The following is a 26,625-nucleotide window of genomic DNA, read 5'->3' as shown; positions in this document are numbered from 1 at the left end:
CGACTTTTCCGCACGCAGCCACTTGGCAGCGCGGAATCACCCGCTATATGGGCGCCTCCCGATTCGAGTACAGGTACTCATCGGACGCGGCCCGAGGCCGGTGTGGACGCATAGCTCAGTTGGTAGAGCAGCTGACTCTTAATCAGCGGGTCCTAGGTTCGAACCCTAGTGCGTCCACCATTTTTTCCTATCGCATTCACTCTGCATCCGACGGTTCGCCGATGACCGCGGGGGCTTTCGTCTCGCACCCGGGAGTTCGGTTCGGGCGCGGCCTCAGACCGGCTCGGCCTGCAGCGCCCTGACGCAGGCCGATGCCAGCGATTTGAGATCGACGGGCTTGTGGACCAGCGGAAGGTCCTCGAGGTTGGCGAGGTTTTCGTCGGCGATATTGCCCGTCATCAGCACGCGGCCGATATGCGGTGCAGCATTGCGGATCCGTTGCAGCGTTTCGAGACCGTCGAGCCCGGGCATCGCGAAGTCGGAAATCACCACGTCGTAGTCGCGCTTGCGCTCGCCGATCGCCGCGATCAGCTCCGCGCCCGAGGCATATTCCTCGACCTTGGCTCCGGCGTCCCGGAGCTGCTCGGACAGGACGATGCGGACTCCGTCATCGTCATCGACCAGCGCCAGCCTTCGGTCCTCGAACCATGATAGCTCCCGAGCCTGCTCGGCCGCGTCCTCACCGGACACGCTCTCGGTCGCCGGAAGCTTGATCGCAATTTCGGTGCCTTTGCCAAGGGTGCTCTGGATTTCCAGTTCGCCACCTGACTGATCGACGAAGCCGGCGACCATAGACAGGCCCAGCCCGGTCCCCTTCCCCGCACCCTTGGTCGTGAAAAAGGGTTCGGTGACCTTCTTCAGCACCTTCTTGCTCATCCCGATACCGCTGTCGCAGACGCGGATCGCGAGTGCGGGCGCATCGGCCTCGCCGACCTCCTCGATCGAGACCTCGACCGTGCCACCGTCGGGCATCGCGTCTCTCGCATTGATGACAAGGTTCATCAATGCCAGCTCCAGTTGGCTGCGATCGGCATAGATGCTGAGATCGGTTTCGCCGCAATTCCACGACGCCGAAACGTTGTCGCCCAGCGCGTGCTCGACCAGCCCGGCGACAGCATCGCACAGGTCGGTCGGCTTGACGCTCGTCGGGGTCAGATCCTGCCGCCGCGCGAAAGCCATCATCCGCTTGACCAGGTCGGTCCCCTGATGTGCCGCGTGGCGCATCTGCTCGATTACGCGCTTTTCCGCTTCGCCCACTTCGAGCCTGCGGTCGAGAATGTTGATCCCGCCGAGGACCGCCGCGAGCAGGTTGTTGAAATCATGAGCGACGCCGCCGGTCAGCTGGCCCAGCGCGTCGAGCTTGCCGGCATGGACGAGCTTCTCCTCGAGCTCGCGGCGATCGGTGAGGTCTAGGATGGTGCCGACCCATTGCGGTTGCCCCCCGGGTCCTGCGACCTTGATCCGCTGGTCGAGCAGGTGGCGCTTGCGCCCGTCCGGCCCCACGAAGCGGTATTCGCTCGTCACCGCGTCGCCGTTTTCCTCGCTGCCCGCTTCGTACGCGGTGAGATCGTCGGGGTGGACCCATTCGTCGAACCGGCGCACGCCATCGAAGATCTCGCTCGCCGTATCGCCGACGAAATAGTGCAGGTCGCCGCCGACGAAGGTGCGGGTGAGCTTGGTCGCATCGCAGGGGCATTCGTAGACCGCCATAGGCAGCGTGCCGAGCACCGAGGCCTGGCGCCGCTCGCTTTCCTGGAGCTTGCGTTCGACCGCGATCCGGTCGAGCTGTTCGCGCAGGTGAGCCTCGCGCAGGCTGCTCTCGAGCTGGGCCTGTTCCGCTACCTGCTGGCGCGTCTCGTAAAGATCGACGAACACCCCGACCTTGGTCTTGAGGATGATCGGATCGACCGGTTTGAAGACGTAATCGACCGCGCCCATCTCGTAACCGCGCATCAGGTGCGAGGTTTCCTTGTTGACCGCCGACAGGAAGATGATCGGGACCTGCGCGGTCTGGCTGCGCTCGCGGATGAGGGCGGCGGTCTCGTAGCCGTCCATCTCGGGCATGTAGACGTCGAGCAGGATGACCGCGAACTCGTGCTGCAGCAATTCGCGCAAGGCATCCTTGCCCGACGCGACGCAGGTGACCTCGGCAAGCGGGCGCAGCGTTTCGGAAAGCGCGAGCAGGTTGCGCTCGTCGTCGTCGACGATCAGGATCCTTGCGCCCGTATCGGTCTTGTTGTCCGCAAGATCGCTCATTTGGCTGCTTCCACCTCTTGCGTCTCGGCACGCGGTTCGGAAGCTCGGTCGAATGCGACCCTGAGCACCGCCAGCAGCAGGTCGATGTCGACCGGCTTGGAGATGTAATCGTCGGCGCCCGCCTCGAGGCACTTGTTCCGGTCGCCGCGCATCGCCTTGGCGGTCACCGCGATCAGCGGGATCCCGGACAGGCCGTCATCCTCGCGGATCCGCTGCATCGTCTCGTAACCGTCCATCTCGGGCATCATGATATCGATCAGCGCCGCGTCGATGTTGGATTTTGCGCGCAGCATCTCGATCCCGTCGGCGCCACGTTCGGCGTAGACCACCGATGCGCCGCGCGTTTCGAGCACGCTGGCGAGCGAAAAGATGTTTCGGATGTCGTCGTCGACGATGAGGATGTGTCTGTTCGAGAGCGTGTCGTCGGACGTCGCCGGCTGTTCGTCGTCCTGCCGTTCTTCGTTTGCGTCAGTCTCGATCTGCGCCTTGAGCGCCGAGAAGAGCTCGGAGAAGTCCTTCGCCGAGCGATCGAACACGGTCGAGCCCGCGGCGATGCGCTTCTCGACGGCGGGCGTTGCCGTGCCCTTGCCGAGCACCATGACCGGGCACCCGGCCGTGCCCGGGTTATGGACGAGCAGGTCGAGCAGGACGACCGCATCCATGTCGGGCAGGTCGAGATCGAGGATCACCGCGGCCGGTGGGGTCCGCCGTACGGTCGTGATCGCCGCGGCACCGCTGGTCGACATATTGGCGGCCAGACCGTGCTTCCCGGCGTCCTCAATCAGCCGGTCGCCGATCGCCGAATCGCCGGTCACCAACAGGACGAAGGGATTGTCGGAAAGCGAAGCGCGCTCGCCTTCTTCGTCGAGGTGAACGAGGCGCGGCTCGCGCGGTTCCTCGCGCTGAGCCGAGGAACCCGCGGAGTCGTCCACCTGCGGCGGGGTGAGCGGCAGGAAGAGGGTGAAGGTCGAGCCCTCTCCGGGCTTGGAAGAAACCTGCAGTTCGCCACCGAGCAACCCGGCGATTTCACGGCTGATCGAGAGTCCGAGACCGGTGCCGCCATATTTGCGGCTGGTGGTCCCGTCGGCCTGCTGGAAAGCCTCGAAAATGAGCTTCTGCTTGTCCTCGGGAATACCAATCCCGGTATCGGTGACCGCGATCGCAATCGCCTGGTCCACCCCGGCCAGCTCGGGATGCTCGCGGTTCCAGCCCGACGTGGCCATCCGGACGTCCAGTGCGACTTTGCCTTCTCCGGTGAACTTGAAGGCGTTGGAAAGCAGGTTGAGGAGGATCTGCTGGAGCCGCTGTTCGTCGGTCCGCAGCGTCTTGGGAAGGTCCTCGGCGAACTCGACCTCGAACCCGAGCCCCTTTTGCGCCGCAAGCGGGCGGAAGGTGCGTTCGACATGCTTGCGCAACGAGGACAGCCGCATGTCGTCGAGCTCGATCGATACCGTCCCGGATTCGATCTTCGACAGGTCGAGGATATCGTTGATCAGGTTGAGCAGGTCCGACCCGGCCGAATGAATCGTCTTGGCGAACTCGGTCTGCTTCTGGCTGAGATTGCCTTCCTCGTTGTCGTTGAGGACCTTGGAGAGGATCAGCAGCGAATTGAGCGGGGTGCGCAATTCGTGGCTCATATTGGCGAGGAATTCGCTCTTGTACTTCGAGGTCAGCGCCAGCTGTTCGGCCTTTTCCTCGATCGCGCGGCGCGCCATGTCGATCTCGAAGTTCTTCTCCTCGACCTGTTTCTTCTCGTATTCGAGCAGCTGCGCCTTTTCCTGCAGTTCCTCGTTGGTCTGGGCGAGTTCCTCCTGCTTGGTCGTGAGCTCGGTCTGCCGCGCCTGCAATTCCTGCGTCAGCGACTGCGATTCCTTGAGCAGTTCCTCGGTCCGCATGGTCGCGGCGATCGTGTTGAGCACGATCCCGATGGTTTCCATGAGCTGGATCAGGAAGCCGTTATGCGTATCGCTGAAGCCTTCGAAGCTGCCCAGTTCGAGCACCGCCTTGACCTCGTCCTCGAACAGGGCCGGAAGAATGAAGAGGTGCGCCGGCTTGGCATCGCCGAGACCCGAGCTGACGCGCAAATAGCCGTCGGGGACCTTATCGAGCCGGATCGGCGCCTTGTCCGCTGCAGCCTGCCCGATCAGTCCTTCGCGCAGGACGAAACGGGGCTTCATCTCATCCGGATTGCCTGCACCGTAGCTGGCGACGAGATCGAGCGTGGGGTCCTTGTCCTCGCCTTCCTGGGCGACGTAGAACACGCCGTATTGCGCGTTCACCAGCGGGGCGAGTTCGCTCATGATCAGGTTGGAAATGGTGGTCAGGTCGCGTTCGCCCTGGAGCATCCTGCTGAAGCGCGCGAGGTTTGTCTTGAGCCAGTCCTGCTCGGCATTCTTGAGCGTCTGATCCTTCAGGTTGCGGATCATCTCGTTGATGTTGTCCTTGAGCGAGGCCATCTCGCCCGAGGCTTCGACCGAGATCGAGCGGGTAAGGTCGCCCTTGGTCACCGCAGTCGCCACGTCGGCGATCGAACGCACCTGGTTGGTGAGGTTCTCCGCCAGCTGGTTCACGTTGTCGGTGAGGTCGCGCCACAGGCCCGCCGCACCGGGCACGCGCGCTTGTCCGCCCAGCTTGCCCTCGACCCCCACTTCGCGCGCCATGTTGGTAACCTGGTCGCCGAAGGTCGACAGCGTCTCGATCATGCCGTTGATGGTCTCGGCCAGCGTCGCGATCTCGCCCTTGGCATCGAGCGTCAGCTTACGGTTGAGATTGCCCTGCGCCACGGCGGTCACGACGTCGGCGATGCCGCGCACCTGGTTGGTGAGATTGGTCGCCATCAGGTTCACGTTGTCGGTGAGGTCGGCCCAGGTCCCGCCGACGCCGGGCACCATGGCCTGGCCGCCGAGCTTGCCCTCGGTGCCGACCTCGCGCGCCACGCGCGTCACTTCGGACGCGAAGCCGTTGAGCTGGTCGACCATCGTGTTGACGGTGTTCTTGAGCTCGGCGATCTCGCCCTTCACGTCGACGGTGATCTTCTTCGACAGGTCACCGCGCGCCACCGCGGTGGTGACTTCGGCGATGTTGCGGACCTGGCCGGTGAGATTGTCGGCCATCAGGTTCACGTTTTCGGTCAGGTCCTGCCACGTCCCGGCGACCCCGGGGACGCGCGCCTGGCCGCCGAGCTTGCCCTCGGTGCCGACCTCGCGCGCCACGCGCGTCACTTCGGAGGCGAAGCCGTTGAGCTGGTCGACCATCGTGTTGATGGTGTTCTTGAGCTCGGCGATCTCGCCCTTCACGTCGACGGTGATCTTCTTCGACAGGTCGCCCGAGGCCACCGCGGTCGTGACCTCGGCGATGTTACGCACCTGGCCGGTGAGGTTCGCCGCGAGTTCGTTCACGTTGTCGGTGAGGTCGGCCCAGGTCCCGGCGACGCCTTCGACCTTCGCCTGACCGCCGAGCTTGCCCTCGGTGCCCACTTCGCGCGCCACGCGCGTCACTTCCGAAGCGAACGAACCGAGCTGGTCGACCATCGTATTGATGGTGTTTTTCAACTCGGCGATCTCGCCCTTCACGTCGACGGTGATCTTCTTCGACAGGTCGCCCGAGGCCACCGCGGTCGTCACCTCGGCGATGTTGCGCACCTGGCCGGTGAGGTTCGCCGCGAGTTCGTTCACGTTGTCGGTGAGGTCCTTCCAGATGCCGGCGACGCCTTCGACCTTGGCCTGCCCGCCGAGGCGCCCCTCGGTGCCGACCTCGCGCGCCACGCGCGACACTTCGGAGGCGAAGCTGGAGAGCTGGTCGACCATGACGTTGATCGTATTCTTGAGCTCGAGGATCTCGCCCCGCACTTCGACGGTGATCTTCTTCGACAGGTCGCCGCGCGCCACCGCGGTGGTGACCTCGGCGATGTTGCGGACCTGGCCGGTGAGATTGTCGGCCATCAGGTTCACGTTGTCGGTCAAATCGGCCCAGGTGCCGGCGACGCCGGGCACTTCCGCCTGGCCGCCGAGCTTGCCCTCGGTGCCGACCTCGCGCGCCACGCGCGTCACTTCGGAGGCGAAGCCGTTGAGCTGGTCGACCATCGTGTTGATGGTGTCCTTGAGCTCGAGGATCTCGCCCTTCACGTCGACGGTGATCTTCTTCGACAGGTCGCCGCGCGCCACCGCGGTGGTGACCTCGGCGATGTTGCGGACCTGGCCGGTGAGGTTGTCGGCCATCAGGTTCACATTGTCGGTCAGGTCCTTCCACGTACCCGCCACGCCCTTCACGCGCGCCTGTCCGCCGAGCTTGCCCTCGGTGCCGACCTCGCGCGCCACGCGCGTCACTTCGGAAGCAAACGAGCCGAGCTGGTCGACCATGGTGTTCACAACCTTGCCGATTCGCAGGAATTCGCCCTTGAGTTCGCGCCCGTCGATCTCGGTCGCCATGTGTTGCGACAGGTCGCCCTTGGCGACCGCGCCGATCACGCGCGCCACCTCGGTGGTCGGCTGGACCATGTCGTCGACCAGGTCGTTGACCGCGTCGAGCTTGGCCTGCCAGCCGCCCCGGGCGCCCTTGACCCCGGCCCGGTGGGCGATCTTGCCCTCCTTGCCGACGATCCGAGACAGGTTCTCGAACTCACCGGTGATGCTGTCGCTGAGCCCCACGACCTCATTGAAGAGTTCGGCGATCTCGCGATCTTCGGGATGTCTCGACTTGAGCTTGAGCCGAACGGAAAAATCGCCATCGCGAAGGCTCGTCAGTGCTTCGATCAGGCTGGCACGCAGCTGGGCGCATTCTTCGTTATTTTTTTCCGCCACTGGCGACTCTCCGCGGACATCATTGTGCGACACCGGGCGCCTTCAGAAGTCGTTTTAGAACACCCCCCGTCGGGTCGAAATTATCGAGAACGCCAATGGTTCCGGGTCTGCGGATTTTTTCTCCCGGTGTGACATTTTAGCGGGTTTGCAGGCTGCGACCTGACCATCTAAGGCCGTTCAAACGCTTAACCGGGAGTAGGTGGTCGACGATGGCGACCGACGACGACATCGAGCAATTTATCTGCGACAGTTTCTCGTCGATCTGGGACCTCGAGTTGCTGTCGACCGTGATCGCCATGCCCGAGGAAGGCCTCACGGCGGCAGAACTGGTCGAACGGATGCGGGCGAGCGAGCTGGTGGTCGAACAGGGCGTCTCTTCGCTGGTCGCGGCCGGCATCGCCTCGCTCGATCGCGATGGACGCCTTCAGTTCCGCCCCGTCAGCACGGAACTCGAGGCCTGCGCCAGGCGCGCCAGCGAGTTCTACCAGCGTTTCCCGGGCCGCGCCCGAAGGTTGATGATCGCCCGCCAGTCGCCGGGCCTCAACGCTTTCGCCGACGCTTTCCGCTTGCGAAAGGACTGACCATGGGAAGTACCATTCCCGACCTGGTTTACCTGCTCTGCTTCCTGACCAGCGCGCTGTGTGCGGGCCTGCTGCTGCGCCAGTACGGCAAGGTCCAGTCCCCGGTCCTGCTGTGGAGCAGCGCCTGCTTTACGTTCCTCGCGATCGCGAACCTGCTGGTCGTGGTCGACCACATCATTTTCCCGCAGGCAGACCTCAAGCTCGCCCGTCTGGTGCTGACGCTGCTGGCGGTGTCGGTGTTGCTGTTCGGCTTCATCTGGGAAGCGGAGGAGGACCGATGATCGAGCAGTTCCTCTCCGGCGCGGTCGTCATGGCATTCGCCATCGCGGGCCTGCTGTTCCTCAAATATTACCGCCGGACCCGGCAGCGGCTGTTCGTGATCTTCGCGGCGAGCTTCTTTCTCCTCGCGGTCAACTATGCCTGGCTCGCGCTGACCCAGGTCCCGGTCGAGGAGCGCAGCCCGCTATTCCTCGTCCGCCTGCTCGCCTTCTCGCTGATCATCTTCGCGATCGTCTATTCTAACCGCGACAAGTCGGCACCGTAATCGGGCGACGGCGGGTCCGAGGTCGGCTCGTGACGTAGAATGGTTGGCGAGGCGGACCGCCATTGATCCGCCTTGCCCCGGCGGCCGATCAGCCTCCCATCTGCGCCGCGATCCAGCGGTCGATATGCGCTTCGAGCACGTCGAGCGGCACCGCGCCGTTTTCCAGCACCGCATCGTGGAAGGCGCGCAGGTCGAACTCGCTGCCCAGGGCCTCTTCGGCGCGGGTGCGCAGTTCGCGGATCTTGAGTTCGCCGATCTTGTAGGCGAGCGCCTGGCCCGGCCAAGTGATGTAGCGGTTGACCTCGGCGTCGATATTGCCCGCCGATAGCGCGGTGTTGTCGGTCATGAAATCGACCGCCTGCTGCTTGGTCCAGCCTTTCGAGTGGAGACCGGTATCGACCACCAGGCGGGTCGCGCGCCACATCTCGTAGCTCAGGCGTCCCATCTGCTTCGCCGGGGTGTCGTAGAGCCCCATTTCGATCCCGAGCCGCTCCGAATAGAGCCCCCAGCCTTCGACGAAGGCGGTGAAGAAGGTGCCGTTGCGGCGCAGCGGGTGGAGGTCCAGTTCCTGCTGCAGCGCGATCTGGTGATGGTGCCCCGGCACCGCCTCGTGCACGCCGAGCGCGGGCATTTCGAACAGCGGCCGCTGGTCGAGCTCGGTGGTGTTGACGCGATAGATGCCCGGCTGCCCGGTCTCGAGCGAGCCGCGCTCGTAATAGGCGGTGGTATTGCCCGGCGCCTGCGCCGCGGGGATCGGCAGCACCGTGTAGGGCTGGCGCGGAAGGTTGCCGAACAGCTTCGGCATCCAGCCGTCGATTTCCTTCGCCAGCGCGCCGGCATAGGTCATCAGTTCCTCGGGCGTCTTGGCGTAATATTGCGGATCGGTCCGCAGGTGCTCGATATAGGCGTCGCGGCTGGCGAAGCCGGCTTCGGCAGCGACTTCTTCCATCTCTGCGCGGATCCGCGCAACTTCGCTCAGGCCGAGCTGGTGGACCTCGTCGGCAGTCATGTCGGTGGTCGTGTAGCTTCCGACCACGTAGTCGTAATATTCCGCCCCGCCCGGGGTCGCCGCGACGCCCGGCGCGCCGGTGCGGCATTCGGGCTCGTATTCAACGCGGTAGAATTTGAAGAAGTCTTCGTAGGCCGGATAGACGTCCTCGGCGATCGTTTCGCGCGCACGCGCCTGGAACGCCGCCCATTGCGCATCGTCAATGGTCGAGGGCTTTTGGCGGAACGGGCCGTAGAAGACCGATTCCTCTGGCGCGCCGGCGACGAGCGTCGAGAGCCGTTCGACCGTACCTTCCATCGGTTCGCAGGCCTGGGTCAGCCCCTTCTCGACGGCGACGCGGCTGCGTTCGATCCCCTGCGCGTTGTAGGCCGGATATGCTTCGAGCCGCTGGAGGTAGCTCTCGTAATCGGCGGCGGTGAAGAATGGCGAGCGGTTCGCGAGCGAGGGCAGCGACATGAACCACCCGCCGCGATTGGTGAACAGCACGTAGCGACTGTGGTCGTAAGCCGATCCCTCCACCTCGTCCTCGAGGCTCGTCTTGATGATACCGTAATCAACGCGGAGATCGGCGGGCAGCGCGCTTTCGTCGATCACGTTCAGGCGGGCGAGGAATTCGCGCGTCTTGGCGATCTGGCGATCGTAGTCCTCGATCGAGAGATCCTCCAATTTGCCGTCATTCCGCCGGTCGCCGACGCTTTCCGAAAGCCATGGTGAATTGTCGAGCGACCATTGCCAGATATCCTCCCGCACCTCCTCGTAATCGTCGACCGGATCGGCGAGTGCGGGGGTGGCGACGACGAGCGCGGCGGCGGCGGCGCTGGCGAACAGGCGGATGGCGTTCATGAAAAATCTCCCTTGGCGGCCTAGCTGCCATGCCGGGCGCGCAATGCCAAGCCGTGACAGGGCTGCTCGCTTTGCTATGGGCACTGCCGAACAAGGAGAACCATCCGTGACCGACCCGATCCTCTACGACCGCGACGACGATGGCATCGTCACCCTCACGCTCAACCTGCCCGAGAAGCGCAACCCGATCTCGGACGAAAGCGTGGTCGACGGGCTCGAGGCGGCGCTGGCGCGGCTCGACGACGATCGCCAGGCGCGCGTGGCGATCCTGACCGGCGCGGGCAAGGCGTTCAGTTCGGGCGGAGATTTGAAGGCAATGAAGGACGGTTCGGGCCTGCGCGACCCCTCGCCGGTGCGCACCCGTCACAATTACAAGCGCGGGATCCAGCGGCTCCCCCTCGCCTTCGCCGCCTGCGAGGTGCCGATCATCGCCGCGGTGAACGGCTTCGCGATCGGCGCGGGCTGCGACCTTGCGTGCATGTGCGACCTGCGGATCGCGGGCGAAGGCACCAAGTTCGCCGAGAGCTTCGTCAAGCTCGGCATCATCCCCGGCGATGGCGGTGCGTGGCTGCTGCCCAAGGTAATCGGCCACGCCAAGGCCGCGGAAATGGCGCTGACCGGCGACATGATCGACGCGCAGCAGGCGCTCGCCTGGGGCCTCGTCAGCCAGGTCGTGCCCGATGACGAGCTGATCGACGCGGCCAAGATCCTGGCCAAGCGGATCGCGGTGAACCCGGCGCATGCCGTGCGGATGACCCGCCGCCTGCTGTGGGAAGCCAAGCGCTCGGACCTCGCGACGATCCTCGAAATGTCGGCGGCGATGCAGGCCGTGTCGCACACCACCGCCGATCACGACGAGGCGGTCGACGCCTTCATCGAAAAGCGCAAGCCGGTGTTCAAGGGCGACTGATACGGTTGCAATCACACGCTGGTGTGATTATTCGAACCCCCATGCCACATCCTACTGTCGAACGCGTCCGCTCCCTCGTCAATGACGGGACTTTCTCCAAGGCCGGCCTCGCCCGCGCTGCGGGGCTCCATGCCAACACGCTGCGCGATTGCGGCGAGGAAGGCTGGAACCCGACCGCCGACACGCTCGGCAAGCTCGAGCGTTTCCTCGACACGCAGGACGAGACCCCGGTGCTTGTCGGGATCGAGGAAATCATCGAGGAAGCGCGCAACGGCCGGATGTTCGTGCTGGTCGACGACGAGGACCGCGAGAACGAGGGCGACCTCGTGATCCCCGCGCAGATGGCGACCCCGGCGGCGATCAATTTCATGGCGACGTACGGGCGTGGCCTGATCTGCCTCTCGCTGTCGCGCAAGCGGGTCGACCAGCTCGGGCTCGACCTGATGAGCCGCAAGAACGGCACCCGCCACGAAACAGCCTTTACCGTCTCGATCGAGGCGCGCGAAGGCGTGACCACCGGGATTTCGGCCGCCGACCGCGCGCGCACCGTTTCGGTCGCGATCGACAGCTCGCGCGGGGCCGACGACATCACCACTCCCGGCCACGTCTTCCCGCTGGTCGCGCGCGACGGCGGCGTGCTGGTCCGCGCCGGGCACACCGAGGCCGCGGTCGATATCTCGCGCCTCGCCGGGCTCAATCCGTCGGGCGTGATCTGCGAGATCATGAACGACGACGGCACGATGTCGCGGCTCGACGATCTGATCGGCTTCGCGCGCAAGCACGATCTCAAGATCGGCACGATCCGTGACCTGATCGCCTATCGCCGCCGCAACGATCACCTCGTCGAACGTCTCGGCGAGCGCGATTTCACTTCCGATTACGGCGGCGCGTGGAAGCTCATCACCTATCGCAACACGGTCGACGGCAGCGAGAGTTTCGTGCTCCAGAAGGGCCATATCGACCCGGCGAAGCCTACCCTCGCCCGCGTCCACACGATCTCGCTGCTCGCCGACATGCTCGGCGAGCCCGGCCCGTCGAAACGGCAATTGCAGCGCGCGATGGCCGCGATCGGCGAGGAAGGCAGCGGCGTGATCGTGCTGCTGATACGCCCGCGCGAGGCCGATCCGCTGCGCGGCGGCGGCGACGATCCCTCGGCCGAGTTGCGGACCTACGGGATCGGCGCGCAGATTCTCGCCGACCTCGGTGTGCACGACATGATCCTGCTCTCCAATTCGCACCCCAACGTGCCGGGAATCGAAGGCTACGGCATCGATATCGTCGACACGCGACCCATTCCGGAAGGGACCTGACCATGGCCAAATTCCTGATCGTCGAAGCCCGTTTCTACGACGCGATCAACGACCAGCTGCTCGACGGCGCGCGCACTGCGCTCGAAGAAGCCGGGCACGAACACGAGACCATCACCGTGCCCGGCGCGCTCGAAATCCCCGGCGCGATCGCGCTGGCGCTCGACAGCGGGCGCTACGACGGTTTCGTCGCGATCGGCTGCGTGATCCGAGGGGAAACCTACCATTTCGAAATCGTCGCCGGCGAAAGCGCGCGCGCGATCATGGCGCTGACGATGGACGGGATCGCGATCGGCAACGGCATCATCACCGTCGAGACCGAGAAGCAGGCCTTCGCCCGCGCCGACAAGCACCGCAAGGACAAGGGCGGCGAAGCGGCCAAGGCGGCGATGGCGATGCTGAAGCTGCGCGAGAAGTTCGCGAGCTGACACGCGCGCCGGAACCACCCGCCCTCCCGAACCGTCTGGTCCGCATGAACGGACCGCTCGAATGGATCGCCTCGATCGGCACCATCGTCGCCGCGGCGATGATCGCCTTCGACATGGGCCGCCGGGCGACCGCCTGGGGCTTCATCCTGTTCTGCGTCGTGGCGGCGATGTGGATCTATATCGGCCTCAAGGAGAACGCGATCCCGCTCGCCGCGATGAACGCGGTGCTGCTGGGCATCAACGCCTGGGGCGTGTGGCAATACTGGTTCCACCCGAAGAACCGCCAGCAGGCCGGAGAGGCGCAGGCCGAAACCTAGGCCGAGCGTCCCCGATCGGCTAAGCTCGATCGAAGCGTCGCTGGCGAGGGAGGCGAACCATGCCGAGAATGTCGTTTCACACGATGAAGCTCGCCAAGGTCTACCCGATGTATGTCGCCAAGGTCGAACGCAAGGGCCGCAGCGCGCAGGAAGTCGAACGAGTCACTACCTGGCTGACCGGCTACAGCGTCGAACAGTTGCGCGACTTGCTGGACAGCGACGTCGATTTCGAGACCTTCTTCGCGCGGGCCCCGCGGCTCAACCCGAACCGCGACAAGATCACCGGGGTGATCTGCGGCTACCGGGTCGAGGAGATCGAGGACCCGGTCGAACGCCATGTCCGCCAGCTCGACAAGCTGGTCGACGAGATCGCCAAGGGCAAGGCGATGGAGAAGGTGCTGCGCGACTGATCAGTCGGCGAGGCGCCCGAAGCAGGCCTTGCCCGCATAATCGGCGCTGTCGCCCAGTTCTTCCTCGATCCGGATCAGCTGGTTGTACTTGGCGAGCCGGTCCGAGCGGGCGAGCGAGCCGGTCTTGATCTGGCCGCAATTGGTGGCGACCGCGAGATCGGCGATGGTCGCGTCCTCGGTCTCGCCCGAGCGGTGCGACATGACCGCGGTGTAGCCGGCGCGCTGGGCGATGCTCACGGCTTCGAAGGTCTCGGTCAGCGTCCCGATCTGGTTGACCTTGACCAGCAGCGAGTTCGCCAGCCCCTTGCCGATGCCCATTTCGAGGCGGTCGGGATTGGTGACGAAGAGATCGTCGCCGACCAGCTGGACCTCGTCGCCGATCAGCTCGGTGAGCGCCTTCCAGCCTTCGAAATCGTCCTCGTGCATGCCGTCCTCGATCGAGCGGATCGGGTAATCGGCGCACAGCTTGCCGAGATATTGCGCCATCTCGTCCGAGCCGAGCGAGAGGTTCTCGCCCGAGATCTCGTACTTGCCCTTATTGTAGAACTCGCTCGCCGCGCAATCGAGCGCCAGCACCACGTCCTCGCCCGGCGTGAAGCCAGCCTGTTCGACCGAACGCATGATGAAATCGAGCGCATCGCGCGTGCTCGCGAGGTCGGGCGCAAAGCCGCCCTCGTCGCCGACCGCGGTCGAGAGGCCCTTCTCGTGCAGGCCCTTCTTGAGCGTGTGGAAGATTTCCGCGCCCCAGCGCACGCCTTCGGCGAGGCTGTCCGCCCCCACCGGCATGACCATGAATTCCTGGATGTCGATCGGGTTGTCGGCATGCTCGCCGCCATTGACGATGTTCATCATCGGCACCGGGAGCATGTGCGCCGATACGCCGCCGAGATAGGAATAGAGCGGCAGGCCGCGCGCATTGGCCGCCGCCTTCGCCACCGCCATCGACACGCCGAGGATCGCATTGGCGCCGAGCCGGCCCTTGTTGTCGCTGCCGTCGAGCGCGATCATCGCCAGGTCGACCTCGCGCTGGTCCTCGGCATCGACGCCGAGCAGCGCGTCGGCGATCTCGGTGTTCACCATCTTGACCGCCTTGAGCACGCCCTTGCCGAGATAGCGTTGCTTGTCGCCGTCGCGCAGTTCGACCGCCTCGTGTGCGCCGGTGGAGGCGCCGGAAGGCACCGCCGCGCGGCCGAAGCTGCCATCGTGCAGCAGCACGTCGACCTCGACCGTGGGATTGCCGCGCGAATCGAGGATTTCGCGTCCGTGGATGTCGATGATCGCGGTCATGGCATGGCCTTTCGTCGATGAAGTGTTGTATTTACCTAGGACAGTCCCATCTCATGACGAGACCAACGTGTTTGCGCGCCTCCTATGCGGCGGAACATTGGCAGGCAAGCCGCGTTGGTTCGGTGAGGGCGCGGGAACGTATGGCGCTGCGCCGAAACAGGATATAATCCCTTGAGGGGAAAGGACCGACATGATGGCCGACGAGAAGAAACCGACCACCAAGAAAACCGCCGCGCGCAAGAAGGCGCCGGCCAAGAAGACCACCGCCGCGACGCCCGCGGCAAGCAACACCGAACAGGCGAAATCGCGCTTCTCCGCAGCGGTCGACGAGGCCAAGGCCGGTGCAGCGCTGCTGCGCGACGAAGCCAAGGTCCGCGCCGGCGAATACAGCGGCAGGGCCCGGACGCAGGGCGATCAGCTGGTCGCCGACGCCAAGGGCTACAGCGCCGAAGCGAAGACCTACGCCGTGGACCTTGCCCGCGACGGCAAGGACAAGGCCTCGGACGCGCTGATTTCGCTCAGCAAGACGATCGACGACACCGCCGCGCAGATCGACGAGCGGTTCGGTGCCGAATACGGCGACTATGCCCGCAAGGCTGCCCGCAGCCTCCAGTCCAATGCCGACAAGCTGCGCGCCAAGGAGCTCGAGGAGCTCGGCGAAGATGCACGCGAATTCGTCCGCAAAAGCCCGGGCACCGCGGTCGGCATCGCCGCAATCGTGGGTTATGCCTTCGCGCGCCTGCTGCGCCGTTGACATTCCAGACCAAGGGGGCTTTTCGCCAATCATGACGGAGAGCCCCCCTCCCCTCGTTCGCAACGAGAAGACGCCCGGCAGCCCTGCCGAGCGTTCGCTGGTGGATGACGTCCACCAGCTGTTCGACGACGGCAAGACCTATGTCGAAGCCGAACTCGCCTACCAGTCGACCCGCGCGCAATTCGTGGTCGACCACCTTTCGCAGGCCGCGCTCAAGGGACTACTCGGCGCGGTCTTCCTCGTCATTGCGCTGATCACGCTGTCGGTCGGCGCGGTACTCGCGCTCGATTCGCTCGTCGGGATCTGGCTCGCGATCGGCATCGTGGTGCTGTTCTGGACGCTCGCCGCCGGGCTCCTGTTCCTCCGCATGCTGCGCGGCTTCCGCCAGATCAAGGACGCGATGGGCGCGAGCGAGAAGGAAAAAAGGCAGAAAGACGAGGGATGAGCGCGTTGCGGGATCGACTTGCCGAAGACAAGCTCGCGCGCGACGCCGCGAAGGCGATCGCGCTCGCCGACTATCACCGCGTCAAGGCGGACCTCGCCGCGCGCGGGGTCGGCGGACGGATCGCCGATACGGTCTCCGAAGAGGCGGCCGAGCTCGGCGAAGAGGTGATCCAGATGGCCGAGGAGAACAAGGCGGTGGTCGGCGGCGTGGTCGCCGCACTGGTCTTGTGGCTCGCGCGCGGACCGATCGGGCGGTTGCTGGGATGGGACGAGACCGAAGAGCGCGACTAGCTGGCCAAAAGGCCGGAACGCGACCCTCCCCCGAAGCGTTGCCCATACAAACCCATCTCCGGAGGATTTATGACCGTCAGTGACGAAAAGCGTAAGCGGATCCGCGAAAAGATCGCGGCCTCGCAGGAACGTCTCGAAAAGGAAGCGCTCGCCGAGCGCCAAAGCGAAACCGATTACGGCGCCAAGGCGCGCGAGCTCGGCAACGATGCGAAGGGCTTTGCCAAGCAGCATCCGGTGCTCACCGTCGCTGGCGGCCTCGCCGCGGGCGTCCTGATCGCCGCGCTGCTCAAGCCCAAGACCGCCCGCGCACTCGGCAAGCGCGCGCTCTCGTGGGGCGCGCTCGCCGCCGAAGGCGCGCTGCTCTACGGCAATCGCGCGCTCGACAGTGCCGGCGCAGCCGGGGCCGAGGCGAAGGACCGGATCGGCGAATTCGGCGGCACGGTATCCGACGGCGCGAGCGATCTCGCCCGCGAAGCCGAACGGATCGGCCAGGCCGCGCTCGAGAACGCGCGCGAAACGACGCGCGCACTGTTCGCCAAAGTGCGACGCTGAACGCCCGCAACGCGGCGATGAAGGGGTGTGCGGTCTTGTCTCGCGCGCCCCTTTCGCTATGTGGCGCGCAAGCATCCAGGAAGGCCCGATGGAAGAAACCAACGCCAAGCAGACCCTCTATCTCGTCATGGGTGGTCGCGTCAGCGATCCGCGCAAGCTGATCTTCGCCGATCCCGAGAGCCTGCACGTCGCGGGCGTCTACAGCGATTACGATGCGGCGGAAGACGCCTGGCGCGGCAACGCCCAGCGCACGGTCGACGATGCCGAGATGAAATACGTCATCGTCCCGCTGCACAAGCTGCTCGATCCCGAGGGCTGAAGACGCGCCGATCGCGCGTGACTTGACCAGTTGTTCCTGATATGTTCCGGCGATGGACTTGCCGGAGCCTCCCCCCGAACGCGTGAATGGACGCGGCGCGCAGAGCGCAAACGTACCGACGCGCTTCGGACTCGCCACGCGTGAACTGGACGGGGACTGGCGCGATCACGTCGCTACGCTGGACGGTCCCCCGGTAAAGCTGCGCACCAGCGTGACCGAGGAACGGCCCAAGTCGATCCTCAGCTTCAACCGCTCGCCCGACATCCCGTTCGATCGCTCGATCAACGCCTATCGCGGCTGCGAACATGGCTGCGTCTACTGCTTCGCACGGCCCACCCACGCCTATCACGATCTCTCGCCCGGGCTCGATTTCGAGACGCGACTGTTTGCCAAGCCGGATGCGCCGGACCTTCTGCGCGCGACTCTCGCCAAGCCGAACTATGTGCCCCGGCCGATCGCGATGGGGACCAACACCGATCCCTACCAACCGATCGAGCGCGACTACCGGATCACGCGCCAAGTGCTCGAGATATGCCTCGAGGCGCGCCACCCGGTCACGATCACCACCAAGTCCGACCGGGTGCTCGACGATCTCGATCTGCTGTCCGAGATGGCAACGCACCGCCTCGTCGCGGTCGCGCTGTCGGTGACGAGCCTCGATCCAAGACTTTCCACCCTGCTAGAGCCGCGCGCCGGTGCCCCGGCTAAGCGGCTCGCGGCACTTGGCAGGCTGGTCGAGGCAGGAGTCCCGAGCCATGTCTCGATCGCGCCGGTGATCCCGGCGATCACCGACGAATTCATGGAAAGCATCGTCGCGCAGGCCGCCGCGCTCGGCGTGCGCTCGGCGGGTTGGATCGCGCTGCGACTGCCGCACGAGGTCGCCCCGCTGTTCCGCGAATGGCTCGAGGTCCACTTCCCCGACCGCGCGGGCAAGGTCATGAATATCGTCCGCTCGATCCGCAACGGGAAGGACAACGATCCGGGCTTTTTCAGCCGCATGCGCCCTCAGGGCGTCTGGGCCGATTTGTTCCGCGCGCGGTTCAAGCTCGCCTGCAAGCGCGCCGGGCTGGGTCCGGACAGGTTCGAGCTCGACTGCTCGCAGTTCCGGGCACCCGAAGTTGGCGGCCAGATGCGCCTGCTGTAACCGCCCCGGAGCCTTGGAGGTCGGCGTACGGGTTCTCGAGGCGATCAACACTTAAAATTACCGCGAGAATTTCGGCCGAGCGCTTCTTCGGTTACTTCTACGGCGAAGAATGACCCGGGTACCCTATCCTTCGACCGTATTCGACGCATCGGGCAACCGCTTCAAATCCATCAGGCCATAGCGGAACTCGATCTCGGGAATGATCGCACCGACGACATTGATATAACGGGTCCCCACCCGCAGCCGCCGGTGCAGCAGCGCCGCAGCCTCGGTCTTGTAGCCGTCGATCCCGAAGATCGCATTGCGGCAGGTGCCCTCGGCCAGGTCGAAATCGATCGATACCCCTCGCGCGAAATTCTCCTGCGCGGTGATCGTCTCGGCATAGCAACCGAGCAGGCGGATGATCTGCTGCGGTATGCGCTTGTTCTGCTTCTCGGCGAGCAGCGCTTCGGCTTCGAGCCGACCGAAAGCCCGCTCCATCTCGCGCTGCCGCTTGAGCACTTCGCGACGATGCCAGTCGGCCAGCAGGTCGCGCGAGCCCTCGCTGATCGCCTCGCCGAATTCGCGACAATTCTCGATCCGCTCCTCCGCGGGTCCGCCACGCTCGTCGAACACGCAAGAGGCATAGCCGTAGACGTAGGCGAGCGATGCCGGCGACATCCGGATGTCGGCAGCGACATCGTCCGCGTGCGCGGTGGTTGCGGCCAGCGTCGGGAACGCGGCCATGGCGTAAAGCACGAGTTTCTTCATCGAATTGCGACCCCTGTTTCCCTCTCGACCCGGTTTAGGCGAACGTGGGAAAAAGCGCAAAACCGGTGCTTCAGACTTCCTCCCCGGGCGTGATCCGGGCAATCACCCGCCGCACGGTGCGGTAGAGCATCATCACCGTGGCGGCGAGCAGCGCGACCACCGCCACCGTCATCGCAAACAGCCCGTCATAGAGCATCGGATACCAATCGGCGGGCAAGTCCTCGAACTCGCCGACCGGCAGCACCAGCGCCAGCAAAAGCAACAGACTGATGAACAGTGAGGTCGTGGAGAGACCCGCGATCCGCTCGATATTGCGATAGGCCTCGTCGTTGAATTCGGAATCGGACTGGCGGATCAGGCTGATCAGCGTCAGCATCAGTGCGAGCGTGGTCGCCGAGGCCGTCGCGCTGGCGGAGCCGAGATAGAGTCCCGAGCGGGCCAGCGCCTCGAGCAGCACCACCGCCTCGCCCGAACTGTAGATCGTACCGATCGCCTCTCGCGCGCCGACGCCGAATAGCGCGACGCCGATGAATGCTCCCAATGCCCAGTACCAGTCCCGGATAGTTCTTCGCTCCCTCGTTTCGCAGGCAACGAGCAGAAAAACCGAATTGTTCCGTGACCTTCGCTAGGCGAATCCCTCTCCGCCCTCGATCTTGCCGAAGCGGATCAGGCGGCTGTCCTCGACCGCGGCGGTGCGGTTGACCACTGCCTCCTGGTAGTCGGGGTCCTTGATCATCTCGAAAAAGGCCCCGGCATCGGGGTATTCGGCGATGAAGGCTGCGTCCCAATGCTCGTCGTCCGGCCCCGTCACCACCGTCTCGTGGCGTCCGCGCCAGACGATTTTCCCGCCGACGCGCGCAAAAATCGGGCCGCTGGCCCGGCCGTATTCGGCGTAGGCTTCGTCGCCGGTCCAGCCCTTGCCGTGAAGCTCGTGCCCCTCCGGATATTCGGCCTTGCTGCGAAAACGCACGAGGTTGAGCATCTGGATCGGCGTATCGCGCGGCAGGTCCTTGAAAGCCCGGAAGTTCGCTTCGCTCGGATTGACGTGGCTCATGGGGCGTAACTTTCGAGATAGTGGCACGAGGTGCAGCGCCAGGTTTCGACCGGCTTGCGCGCCCGCTTGTCGATCTTGAGCCCGTACCAGCGCTTGTCGGGCTCGCCCGGATGCCAGAACGGGGTCGTCGGGGCGGAATAATCACCCGCGTCGATCACAAAACCGGTCTCCATCTTGCGCCCGCATTTGGGGCAGGACTTGCTCCCGGACACGCTCAACTGTCCAGCGAGTAGTCGGAGAACCGCTCGCGCAGGTCCTTCTTGCTGATCTTGCCGGTTGCGGTGTGCGGGATGTCGTCGACGAACTCGACCGCATCGGGCAGCCACCATTTGGCGACCTGCGGTTCGAGATAGGCGATCACCTCGTCGGCGGTCACCTCCTTGCCCTCGACCTTGACGCAGAACAGCACCGGGCGCTCGTCCCACTTGGGATGCGCCATGCCGATCGCGGCGGCCTCGGCGATGGCGGGATGGCCGACCGCAGCGTTTTCGAGCTCGACCGAGGAAATCCATTCGCCCCCGGACTTGATCACGTCCTTGGTGCGGTCGGTCAGCTGCAGCGTGCCGTCGGGATGGATGATGCCGACATCGCCGGTGTCGAACCAGCCATCGGCGTCGACCGCGTCTTTCTCGGCCTTGAAGTAGCGCTTGATCACCCACGGCCCGCGCACCTGCAGCGCGCCGCTGGTCTTGCCGTCGCGCGGCAGCGGGGTCGCCATGTCGTCGAGATCGACCGTGCGCAGCTCGACCCCGAAGATCGGGCGTCCCTGCATCTGCACGATACTGACCTGCTCGTCGAAGCTCTTTTCCTCCCAATCGTGCGTCGGCGCGCCGACGGTCCCGATCGGCGAAGTCTCGGTCATGCCCCAGGCATGGGCGACGCGGATACCCTCCTTCATCAGCCGCTCGATCATGAAACGCGGCGCAGCCGAGCCGCCGATGATCGCCTGCTTCAAATTGGGCAGGTCGGCCCCGGTGGCGTCGCAATACTGGAAAATGCCGAGCCATACCGTGGGCACGCCCGCCGAATGGGTCACATGCTCGCGCTTCATCAGCTCAAGCAGCACGTCCGGCTCGTTCGAGCAGCTATAGACGAATTTCACCCCCGCCATCGCGCCCGCCCAGGGCAGGCCCCAGCTCGCCGCGTGGAACATCGGCACGACGGGCAGCATCACGCTCTGCGCATCGAAGTCGAAGGCATGCGGCTGCAATCCGGCGAGCGCGTGGAGATAGGTAGAGCGGTGTTCGTAGAGCACGCCCTTGGGATGCCCGGTCGTCCCGCTGGTGTAGCACAGCATGCACGGGTCGCGTTCGTCGACCTCGGCCCAGACGGTGTCGCCGTCGTGCTCGCCGATCCATTCCTCGAACTCGCCATTGTCGAAACAGATATAGCGCTCGATCGTGGTCCACTTGTCGCGCATCTTGTCGATGACGGGCTGGAACATCGCGTCGTAGAGCATGACGCGATCCTCGGCGTGGTTGGCGATGTATTCGAGCTGGTCGTCGAACAGCCGCGGATTGATCGTGTGGAGCACCCCGCCGACGCCGACCGCGCCGTACCAGGTCACCAGGTGGCGCGAGTGGTTCATCGCCAGCGTCGCGATCCGGTCGCCCTTGCCGATACCCATCTTCTGCAGCGCCTGCGTCATCCGCAGCGCATCGCGGCGCACGTCGGCCCAGGTAGTGGTGGTCTCGCTGCCGTCGGCCCAGCGGGTGATGTGTTCACGATCCCCGTGTTCGCGTGCCGCGTGGTCGATCAGATGGGTAACCTTGAAATCGTAGTCCTGCATTCCGCCGAGCATGGGGCGTCTCTCCTCTTCCCTTGGCGGCTTACCCTAAGGACCGAAGCGATTTGGGCAAGCGGTTTGGGTGGCAAAACGAGACTTGCCGCGCCGACGGTTCACGACCATGGCCACGCGATGAGCGCACTCCAGCAAGCCAAGACCGTCCTCGTCGAGAACCTCCATCTCGCGAAGGACGCCCTGCACATCTACGTCGCGCTGATCGTGTTCTTCGGCACCTGCCTGCTGTTCGGCTGGAAGGCGCGCGACTGGAAGCCGCTGGCCGCCGTGTTGCTGGTCGCGCTCATCGGCGAGGCTTGGGACTTCCGCGATCGGCTGGCCATCGATAGGCCCGCGGATTATCCCGCGCACATCAAGGATTTGTGGAACACGATGCTGGCGCCCGCGATACTGTTCGTGATGGCGCGCTTCACCTCGGTGTTCGGTGGTCGCGCGCGCCGTAGATAGGCCGCGGGCGGCAGCAGGTAATAAGGCTGCCGCCGCCCGTCCTCCCCACCGCGTCATGCGACCGTGTAGAGCGTGACCTCCCACCCGCCTTCGCCGGGCGTCATGAAGATCGTTTCGATGGCTCCCTTGGGACGCCCTTCGAAAATGGTGAGAAATTGCAGCACCTGCATCTCCCGAACGGCGGTGCCGTGCTCAGGTCCCAGCTGCTGGACGCCGACGAGCTTGCGATCTAGGGCCGAGCCGAGCGGTTTCCGGGCGGTCCTGACATGATCGGTCCATTCGCTCAGCGAAACCTCTCCGCGAAGCATCGGCCCTGCGACGTTCCAGCTTCCTTCCCAATCGCTCTGGTCGAGTTCGGCGAGAAAGGCGGTCGCCTGCTCATAGGAAGCCGGCTCTTCCGGGGCGGCTTGCGCTTCGGCGGCGGGCTCGCTCGCAGCAGAAGCTACGCTGGCAGGCGCTTCTTCGGCGGTGAGGGACAGGCCGATGAGCGCAGCCAGAATTATGGTCGACATTGCTAATATTCCTCCTGCGAGCCAGGTGAGGTGGTAGCCTCCGGCACGCTTTTCGTTGGTGAGGTCTGTAGCATCGTCGTACCGGTCGTCTCGGCCCATCCCCAAACCTGTGCGCACACGATTTTGGGGTGTTCGTCCCTCGGTATCCCCCAAGATTCTTGCGGCTTCGCGGCTGCTCGATACCCCCAGTTTGCGGCGCGCATTGCGCAGGCGATCGTTGACCGTATGGACCGAGATATCGAGTTCGGCGGCGCTCGATTTGGCGTCGTGGCCTTCGAGGAGGAGGCGCAGCGCCTCTTTCTCCTTCTCGGTCAGCGCGTCCGGGCCCTCGCGCATCAGGCGACCAGACGCAGGTGTCCGCCCGCGCGGTGCGGGCGCAATTCTACCTTGGCAAGCCCGGGGACGTCCGCCAGTTGCTCGGCGACCTCGCCGTCGAGTGCGAAATCGCGGCCGAGGCATAGCGTCACCGCCCTGCCCCCCGGCGGCGCGACGCGAACCCGCACCTCGCTCTTGCCGCCGCGTTCGAGCTGGCGCAGCGACGCGAGACCTTCCTCGGCCTCGAGTTCGAGCGTCAGCAGCATCGCGACGCTGCCGCTGACCTCCGCCAGCGGGCGCGCGCCGCGCACGGTGACGCGCGGCGGCTCGTCGGGACTGGGAGAATCGAGTTCGACGCTGAGCAGCAGGCAGGTCCCGTCCTTCGCCCATTCCTGAAACCGCTCGACCAGCGCTTCCTCGAAACACGCGGCACTGAACGCGCCCGAGGTATCGGAAAAATCGCAGCGCACGAAATCCTTGCCGCGGCGCGTACGCCCGCGGTTCACGCCCTCGACCATCGCCGCGATCACCGCCGGGCGGCGGCCGGTCGCGCCGGCCATGCCGGGCTCCATAAGGCTGGCATAGGGTCGCGCCCCCTGCGCCGAGGCAGCGGCCCTGAACTGCTGCACCGGGTGCGCGGCGAAGAAGAAGCCGAAGGTCTCGCGCTCCTTGTTCATCTGCTCGATCCGGCTCCACGGCTCGGAATCCTTCAAGCGCAAGCCACTTTCGACCGGTGCGTCCTCGCCCCCGAACAGGCCCGACTGGCCGCTCGCCCGCTCGCGCGTGGCGGCTTCGGCGGCGCCGAGGATCATCTCGACATTGGCGTGAAGCTTGGCGCGGTCGGGGTCGATCCCGTCGAGCGCGCCGCCCGCGATCAGCGCTTCGAGCAGGCGGCGATTGAGCGCGCCCTGCGGAATGCGACGGGTGAGATCGTCGAGATCGGCGAACTTGCCGCCCGCCTCGCGCTCGGCCACCAGCGCTTCCATCGCCTTGCCGCCGACATTGCGCAGCCCCGCGAGCGCATAGCGGACCTGGTGCCCGTCCGCGGTTTCCTCGACGAAGAAATCGGCGCGCGAATGATTGATGTCGGGCCCGGCGAGCGCGATCGAATTCTTGCGCATGTCGTCGACGAAGATGCCGAGCTTTTCCGACTGGTGCATGTCGAAGCGCATCGAAGCGGCGTAGAATTCTTCCGGGTAATGGGCCTTGAGCCACGCGGTCTGGTAGGCGAGCAAGGCATAGGCGGCGGCGTGCGACTTGTTGAAGCCGTAGCCGGCGAACTTGTCGATCAAGTCGAACAGCTCGTTGGCCTTGGCCTTGTCGATGTCCGAGACTTCCTTGCAGCCGGCAACGAAACGCTCGCGCTGGGCGTCCATCTCGGCCTGGACCTTCTTGCCCATCGCGCGGCGCAGCAGGTCGGCATCGCCGAGCGAATAGCCGGCGAGGATCTGCGCCGCCTGCATCACCTGTTCCTGGTAGACGAAGATGCCGTAGGTTTCCTCGAGAATGCCCTCGAGCTTCTCGTGCGGGTACTCGATCGGCACCTCGCCCGCCTTGCGCTTGCCGAACAGCGGGATATTGTCCATCGGCCCCGGGCGATAGAGCGAGACCAGCGCGATGATGTCCTCGAACTTGGTCGGCTTCACCGCGGTCAGCGTGCGGCGCATGCCTTCGGATTCGAGCTGGAACACGCCGACGGTGTCGCCGCGCTTGAGCAGTTCGTAGACGGCCGGGTCGTCCCATTCGAGCGTCGAGAGGTCGATCGTGATCCCGCGCTCGGCGAGCAGGTCGACCGCCTTCTTGAGCACCGATAGCGTCTTCAGGCCGAGGAAGTCGAACTTCACGAGGCCCGAGGTCTCGACATGCTTCATGTCGAACTGGGTCACCGGCATGTCCGAGCGCGGATCGCGATAGAGCGGAACCAGCTGGTTCAATGGCCGGTCGCCGATCACCACGCCCGCGGCGTGGGTCGAGCTGTTGCGCGGCAGGCCTTCCAATTGGACCGCAAGGTCGACCAGCTGCTTGACCTCGTTGTCGTTGTCGTAGGCGGCGCGGAAATCCTTCGCCCCGTTCAAGGCGCGATCGAGCGTCCACGGATCGGTGGGATGGTTGGGCACCATCTTGCACAGCGCGTCGACGCGGTTGTAGCCCATCTGCAGGATGCGGCCGCAATCGCGCAGCACCGCGCGCGCCTTCATCTTGCCGAAGGTGATGATCTGCGCGACCTTGTCGTGGCCATAGCGCTCCTGCACGTAACGGATCACCTCCCCGCGCCGCGTTTCGCAGAAGTCGATGTCGAAGTCGGGCATCGAGACGCGCTCGGGGTTGAGAAAACGCTCGAACAGGAGCCCCAAACGTATTGGATCGAGGTCGGTAATCGTCAGCGCCCAGGCGACGAGCGAACCCGCGCCCGAACCGCGCCCCGGTCCCACCGGGATATCGTGTTCCTTGGCCCATTTGATGAAGTCGGCAACGATCAGGAAGTAGCCCGGGAAGCCCATCTGGTTGATGATCCCGACTTCGAATTCGAGCCGATCGTCATAGACCTTGCGCTCTTCGGGCGAGAGTTCGCCATAGGGTGCGAGCCGTGCCTCAAGCCCCTTGCGCGCGTCCTCCGCCAGCATCTTCGCCTCGCCCTCTAGGTCGCCCGCGAGACTCGGCAGGATGGGCGCGCGCTTGGGCGGCGCATAGGCGCAGCGCTGCGCGATCACGAGCGTGTTGGCGATCGCCTCGGGCAGGTCGGCGAACAGGTCGCGCATCAGGCCTTCGGATTTGACGAAGGCCTCCGGATTGGTGCGCTTGCGGTCCTCGGCCTCGACATGGGTCGAATTGGCGATGCAGAGCATGGCGTCGTGCGCGCGGGCGAAGCCGGGCTCGGCGAATTGAGCGGGATTGGTTCCGACCAGCGGCAGGTCGCGGGCATAGGCGAGGTCGATCAGCTTGCCCTCGGCCTCGTCGGCCTCCTGCGAGGTGCCGCGCGCGATCTCGAGGTAGAGCCGGTCGCCGAAGATCTGCTGCAAGCGATCGAGATAGGCCTCGGCATGGCTGTCCTGCCCCTCGGCTAGCAGGCGGGTCACCGCTCCCTCGCCCGCACCGGTCAGCGCGATCAGCCCCTGCGAATGGTCGGCCAGCGCATCGAGCGTGACATGCGGCTCCTGGTGCACGGGACGGTCGAGATGCGCGGCCGAGACCAGCGCGCACAGGCTCTGCCAGCCATCCTCGTCCTTGGCGTAGAGCGGCAGGTAATCGACCCGCTCGCCGCTTTCGTCGCGCGCCACGCCGAGAAGCGTGCCGATGATCGGCTGGACGCCCGCCTTTCGGCAGGCATCGGCGAAGGCGACCGCGCCGAACAGACCGTTGCGGTCGCACATCGCGATCGCCGGAAAGCCGCGTTCCTTGGCCAGTTCGGCCATTGCCTTGGGATCGATCGCGCCCTCGAGCATCGAATAGCTCGAAAAGACTCGCAAGGGGACGAAACGGGCGTGCGGCATGGGGCGAATATGCGGATTGGTGCGGGGGAATGGAAGGCGGGTTTTCGGCCCGTCCACCCC

26 protein-coding genes and 1 tRNA gene are annotated in these 26,625 nt (G+C 65.2%); 16 read left to right on the top strand and 11 right to left on the bottom strand.

Translation table 11 applies throughout. From position 1 onward, the window contains the following. Positions 1-104 precede the first annotated feature (104 nt). Positions 105-180 (top strand) — tRNA-Lys (locus tag T8S45_RS03585). A 93-nt stretch (positions 181-273) separates the two neighbouring features. Here T8S45_RS03585 and T8S45_RS03580 read toward each other — a convergent pair. Further along, positions 274-2,256, bottom strand: coding sequence for a response regulator (locus tag T8S45_RS03580; protein ID WP_322294711.1), 1,983 nt, complete (start codon positions 2,254-2,256; stop codon positions 274-276). Next, the gene (locus T8S45_RS03575; RefSeq protein ID WP_322294710.1) at positions 2,253-7,055 is read right to left on the bottom strand and encodes a HAMP domain-containing protein; all 4,803 of its coding nucleotides are present in this window, start codon (positions 7,053-7,055) and stop codon (positions 2,253-2,255) included. The genes T8S45_RS03580 and T8S45_RS03575 overlap by 4 nt, the downstream gene beginning before the upstream one ends. Positions 7,056-7,264: 209 nt before the next feature. Between T8S45_RS03575 and T8S45_RS03570 the strand changes: the two genes are divergently transcribed. Genes T8S45_RS03570 through T8S45_RS03560 form a run of 3 tightly spaced genes read left to right on the top strand, consistent with a single transcriptional unit; the run spans position 7,265 to position 8,180 of the window. Continuing rightward, a complete protein-coding gene (locus tag T8S45_RS03570) occupies positions 7,265-7,636 on the top strand; it encodes a hypothetical protein (RefSeq protein WP_322294709.1) in 372 nt (123 codons plus the stop codon). Between the two features lie 2 nt (positions 7,637-7,638). Beyond that, the gene (locus T8S45_RS03565) at positions 7,639-7,917 is read left to right on the top strand and encodes a DUF5985 family protein (protein WP_188641665.1); all 279 of its coding nucleotides are present in this window, start codon (positions 7,639-7,641) and stop codon (positions 7,915-7,917) included. After that, positions 7,914-8,180, top strand: coding sequence for a DUF5985 family protein (locus tag T8S45_RS03560; RefSeq protein ID WP_188641664.1), 267 nt, complete (start codon positions 7,914-7,916; stop codon positions 8,178-8,180). The genes T8S45_RS03565 and T8S45_RS03560 overlap by 4 nt, the downstream gene beginning before the upstream one ends. Before the next feature lie 88 nt (positions 8,181-8,268). Here T8S45_RS03560 and T8S45_RS03555 read toward each other — a convergent pair whose 3' ends face one another. Continuing rightward, on the bottom strand, positions 8,269-10,032 hold the full coding sequence (locus T8S45_RS03555) for a DUF885 domain-containing protein (RefSeq protein WP_322294708.1): 1,764 nt from the start codon (positions 10,030-10,032) through the stop codon (positions 8,269-8,271). Between the two features lie 76 nt (positions 10,033-10,108). On the opposite strand from T8S45_RS03555, the gene T8S45_RS03550 reads away from it, so the two are divergent. Genes T8S45_RS03550 through T8S45_RS03530 form a run of 5 tightly spaced genes read left to right on the top strand, consistent with a single transcriptional unit; the run spans position 10,109 to position 13,404 of the window. After that, on the top strand, positions 10,109-10,942 hold the full coding sequence (locus T8S45_RS03550) for a crotonase/enoyl-CoA hydratase family protein (protein WP_407654924.1): 834 nt from the start codon (positions 10,109-10,111) through the stop codon (positions 10,940-10,942). A gap of 41 nt (positions 10,943-10,983) precedes the next feature. Next, entirely contained in the window at positions 10,984-12,252 is a 1,269-nt protein-coding gene (gene ribB, locus T8S45_RS03545; protein WP_322294706.1) for a 3,4-dihydroxy-2-butanone-4-phosphate synthase, read from the top strand. 2 nt (positions 12,253-12,254) lie between these two features. After that, positions 12,255-12,677 (top strand): 6,7-dimethyl-8-ribityllumazine synthase, encoded by a 423-nt coding sequence (gene ribH / locus T8S45_RS03540; protein ID WP_322294705.1) that lies wholly within the window; start codon positions 12,255-12,257, stop codon positions 12,675-12,677. A 44-nt stretch (positions 12,678-12,721) separates the two neighbouring features. Then, entirely contained in the window at positions 12,722-12,994 is a 273-nt protein-coding gene (locus T8S45_RS03535) for a hypothetical protein (RefSeq protein WP_322294704.1), read from the top strand. Positions 12,995-13,053: 59 nt separating this feature from the next. Then, on the top strand, positions 13,054-13,404 hold the full coding sequence (locus T8S45_RS03530) for a DUF2200 domain-containing protein (RefSeq protein WP_322294703.1): 351 nt from the start codon (positions 13,054-13,056) through the stop codon (positions 13,402-13,404). Here the strand turns inward: T8S45_RS03530 and eno are convergent, their stop codons facing one another. Next, positions 13,405-14,691: a phosphopyruvate hydratase gene (eno, locus tag T8S45_RS03525; protein ID WP_322294702.1), complete on the bottom strand. Its 1,287-nt coding sequence runs from the start codon at positions 14,689-14,691 to the stop codon at positions 13,405-13,407. Between the two features lie 190 nt (positions 14,692-14,881). On the opposite strand from eno, the gene T8S45_RS03520 reads away from it, so the two are divergent. The 6 genes from T8S45_RS03520 (at position 14,882) to T8S45_RS03495 (ending at position 18,195) form a co-directional block, all read left to right on the top strand. Next, positions 14,882-15,445: a hypothetical protein gene (locus T8S45_RS03520; RefSeq protein WP_322294701.1), complete on the top strand. Its 564-nt coding sequence runs from the start codon at positions 14,882-14,884 to the stop codon at positions 15,443-15,445. A gap of 31 nt (positions 15,446-15,476) precedes the next feature. Beyond that, the gene (locus tag T8S45_RS03515; protein WP_322294700.1) at positions 15,477-15,890 is read left to right on the top strand and encodes a phage holin family protein; all 414 of its coding nucleotides are present in this window, start codon (positions 15,477-15,479) and stop codon (positions 15,888-15,890) included. After that, positions 15,887-16,180 (top strand): hypothetical protein, encoded by a 294-nt coding sequence (locus T8S45_RS03510; protein WP_188641653.1) that lies wholly within the window; start codon positions 15,887-15,889, stop codon positions 16,178-16,180. The genes T8S45_RS03515 and T8S45_RS03510 overlap by 4 nt, the downstream gene beginning before the upstream one ends. Before the next feature lie 69 nt (positions 16,181-16,249). Beyond that, positions 16,250-16,732 carry a tellurite resistance TerB family protein gene (locus T8S45_RS03505; protein WP_322294699.1) on the top strand — a complete coding sequence of 161 codons (483 nt, stop codon included), beginning with the start codon at positions 16,250-16,252 and terminating at the stop codon, positions 16,730-16,732. Between the two features lie 88 nt (positions 16,733-16,820). Continuing rightward, entirely contained in the window at positions 16,821-17,051 is a 231-nt protein-coding gene (locus T8S45_RS03500; RefSeq protein WP_322294698.1) for a DUF4170 domain-containing protein, read from the top strand. Positions 17,052-17,103: 52 nt separating this feature from the next. Next, positions 17,104-18,195, top strand: a complete 1,092-nt coding sequence (locus T8S45_RS03495) for a PA0069 family radical SAM protein (protein ID WP_322294697.1) — start codon at positions 17,104-17,106, stop codon at positions 18,193-18,195. A gap of 123 nt (positions 18,196-18,318) precedes the next feature. Here the strand turns inward: T8S45_RS03495 and T8S45_RS03490 are convergent, their stop codons facing one another. The 5 genes from T8S45_RS03490 to T8S45_RS03470 form a co-directional block, all read right to left on the bottom strand. Then, complete coding sequence (locus T8S45_RS03490; RefSeq protein WP_322294696.1) at positions 18,319-18,945, bottom strand: hypothetical protein; 627 nt, start codon at positions 18,943-18,945, stop codon at positions 18,319-18,321. A 70-nt stretch (positions 18,946-19,015) separates the two neighbouring features. Next, positions 19,016-19,486 carry a hypothetical protein gene (locus tag T8S45_RS03485; RefSeq protein WP_229658089.1) on the bottom strand — a complete coding sequence of 157 codons (471 nt, stop codon included), beginning with the start codon at positions 19,484-19,486 and terminating at the stop codon, positions 19,016-19,018. Positions 19,487-19,570: 84 nt separating this feature from the next. Further along, positions 19,571-19,999: a DUF1330 domain-containing protein gene (locus T8S45_RS03480; RefSeq protein ID WP_322294695.1), complete on the bottom strand. Its 429-nt coding sequence runs from the start codon at positions 19,997-19,999 to the stop codon at positions 19,571-19,573. After that, a complete protein-coding gene (locus T8S45_RS14180; RefSeq protein ID WP_188641647.1) occupies positions 19,996-20,172 on the bottom strand; it encodes a hypothetical protein in 177 nt (58 codons plus the stop codon). The genes T8S45_RS03480 and T8S45_RS14180 overlap by 4 nt, the downstream gene beginning before the upstream one ends. 41 nt (positions 20,173-20,213) lie before the next feature. Further along, complete coding sequence (locus T8S45_RS03470) at positions 20,214-21,800, bottom strand: long-chain fatty acid--CoA ligase (protein WP_322294693.1); 1,587 nt, start codon at positions 21,798-21,800, stop codon at positions 20,214-20,216. A gap of 117 nt (positions 21,801-21,917) precedes the next feature. Between T8S45_RS03470 and T8S45_RS03465 the strand changes: the two genes are divergently transcribed. Further along, the gene (locus tag T8S45_RS03465; RefSeq protein ID WP_322294692.1) at positions 21,918-22,247 is read left to right on the top strand and encodes a hypothetical protein; all 330 of its coding nucleotides are present in this window, start codon (positions 21,918-21,920) and stop codon (positions 22,245-22,247) included. A gap of 53 nt (positions 22,248-22,300) precedes the next feature. Here T8S45_RS03465 and T8S45_RS03460 read toward each other — a convergent pair whose 3' ends face one another. Together T8S45_RS03460 and dnaE are read right to left on the bottom strand one after the other, a co-directional pair. Beyond that, positions 22,301-23,095, bottom strand: coding sequence for a helix-turn-helix domain-containing protein (locus T8S45_RS03460; protein WP_322294691.1), 795 nt, complete (start codon positions 23,093-23,095; stop codon positions 22,301-22,303). After that, entirely contained in the window at positions 23,095-26,565 is a 3,471-nt protein-coding gene (dnaE, locus tag T8S45_RS03455) for a DNA polymerase III subunit alpha (RefSeq protein WP_322294690.1), read from the bottom strand. The genes T8S45_RS03460 and dnaE overlap by 1 nt, the downstream gene beginning before the upstream one ends. Positions 26,566-26,625 lie beyond the last annotated feature (60 nt).

It is taken from the genome of Pseudoblastomonas marina (genome assembly GCF_034374265.1).
In the GTDB taxonomy this organism is placed as follows: Bacteria; Pseudomonadota; Alphaproteobacteria; order Sphingomonadales; family Sphingomonadaceae; genus Alteriqipengyuania_A; species Alteriqipengyuania_A marina.
The sequence above is the reverse complement of the archived record's forward strand: the minus strand, read 5'-3'. Positions and strand labels throughout refer to the sequence as shown.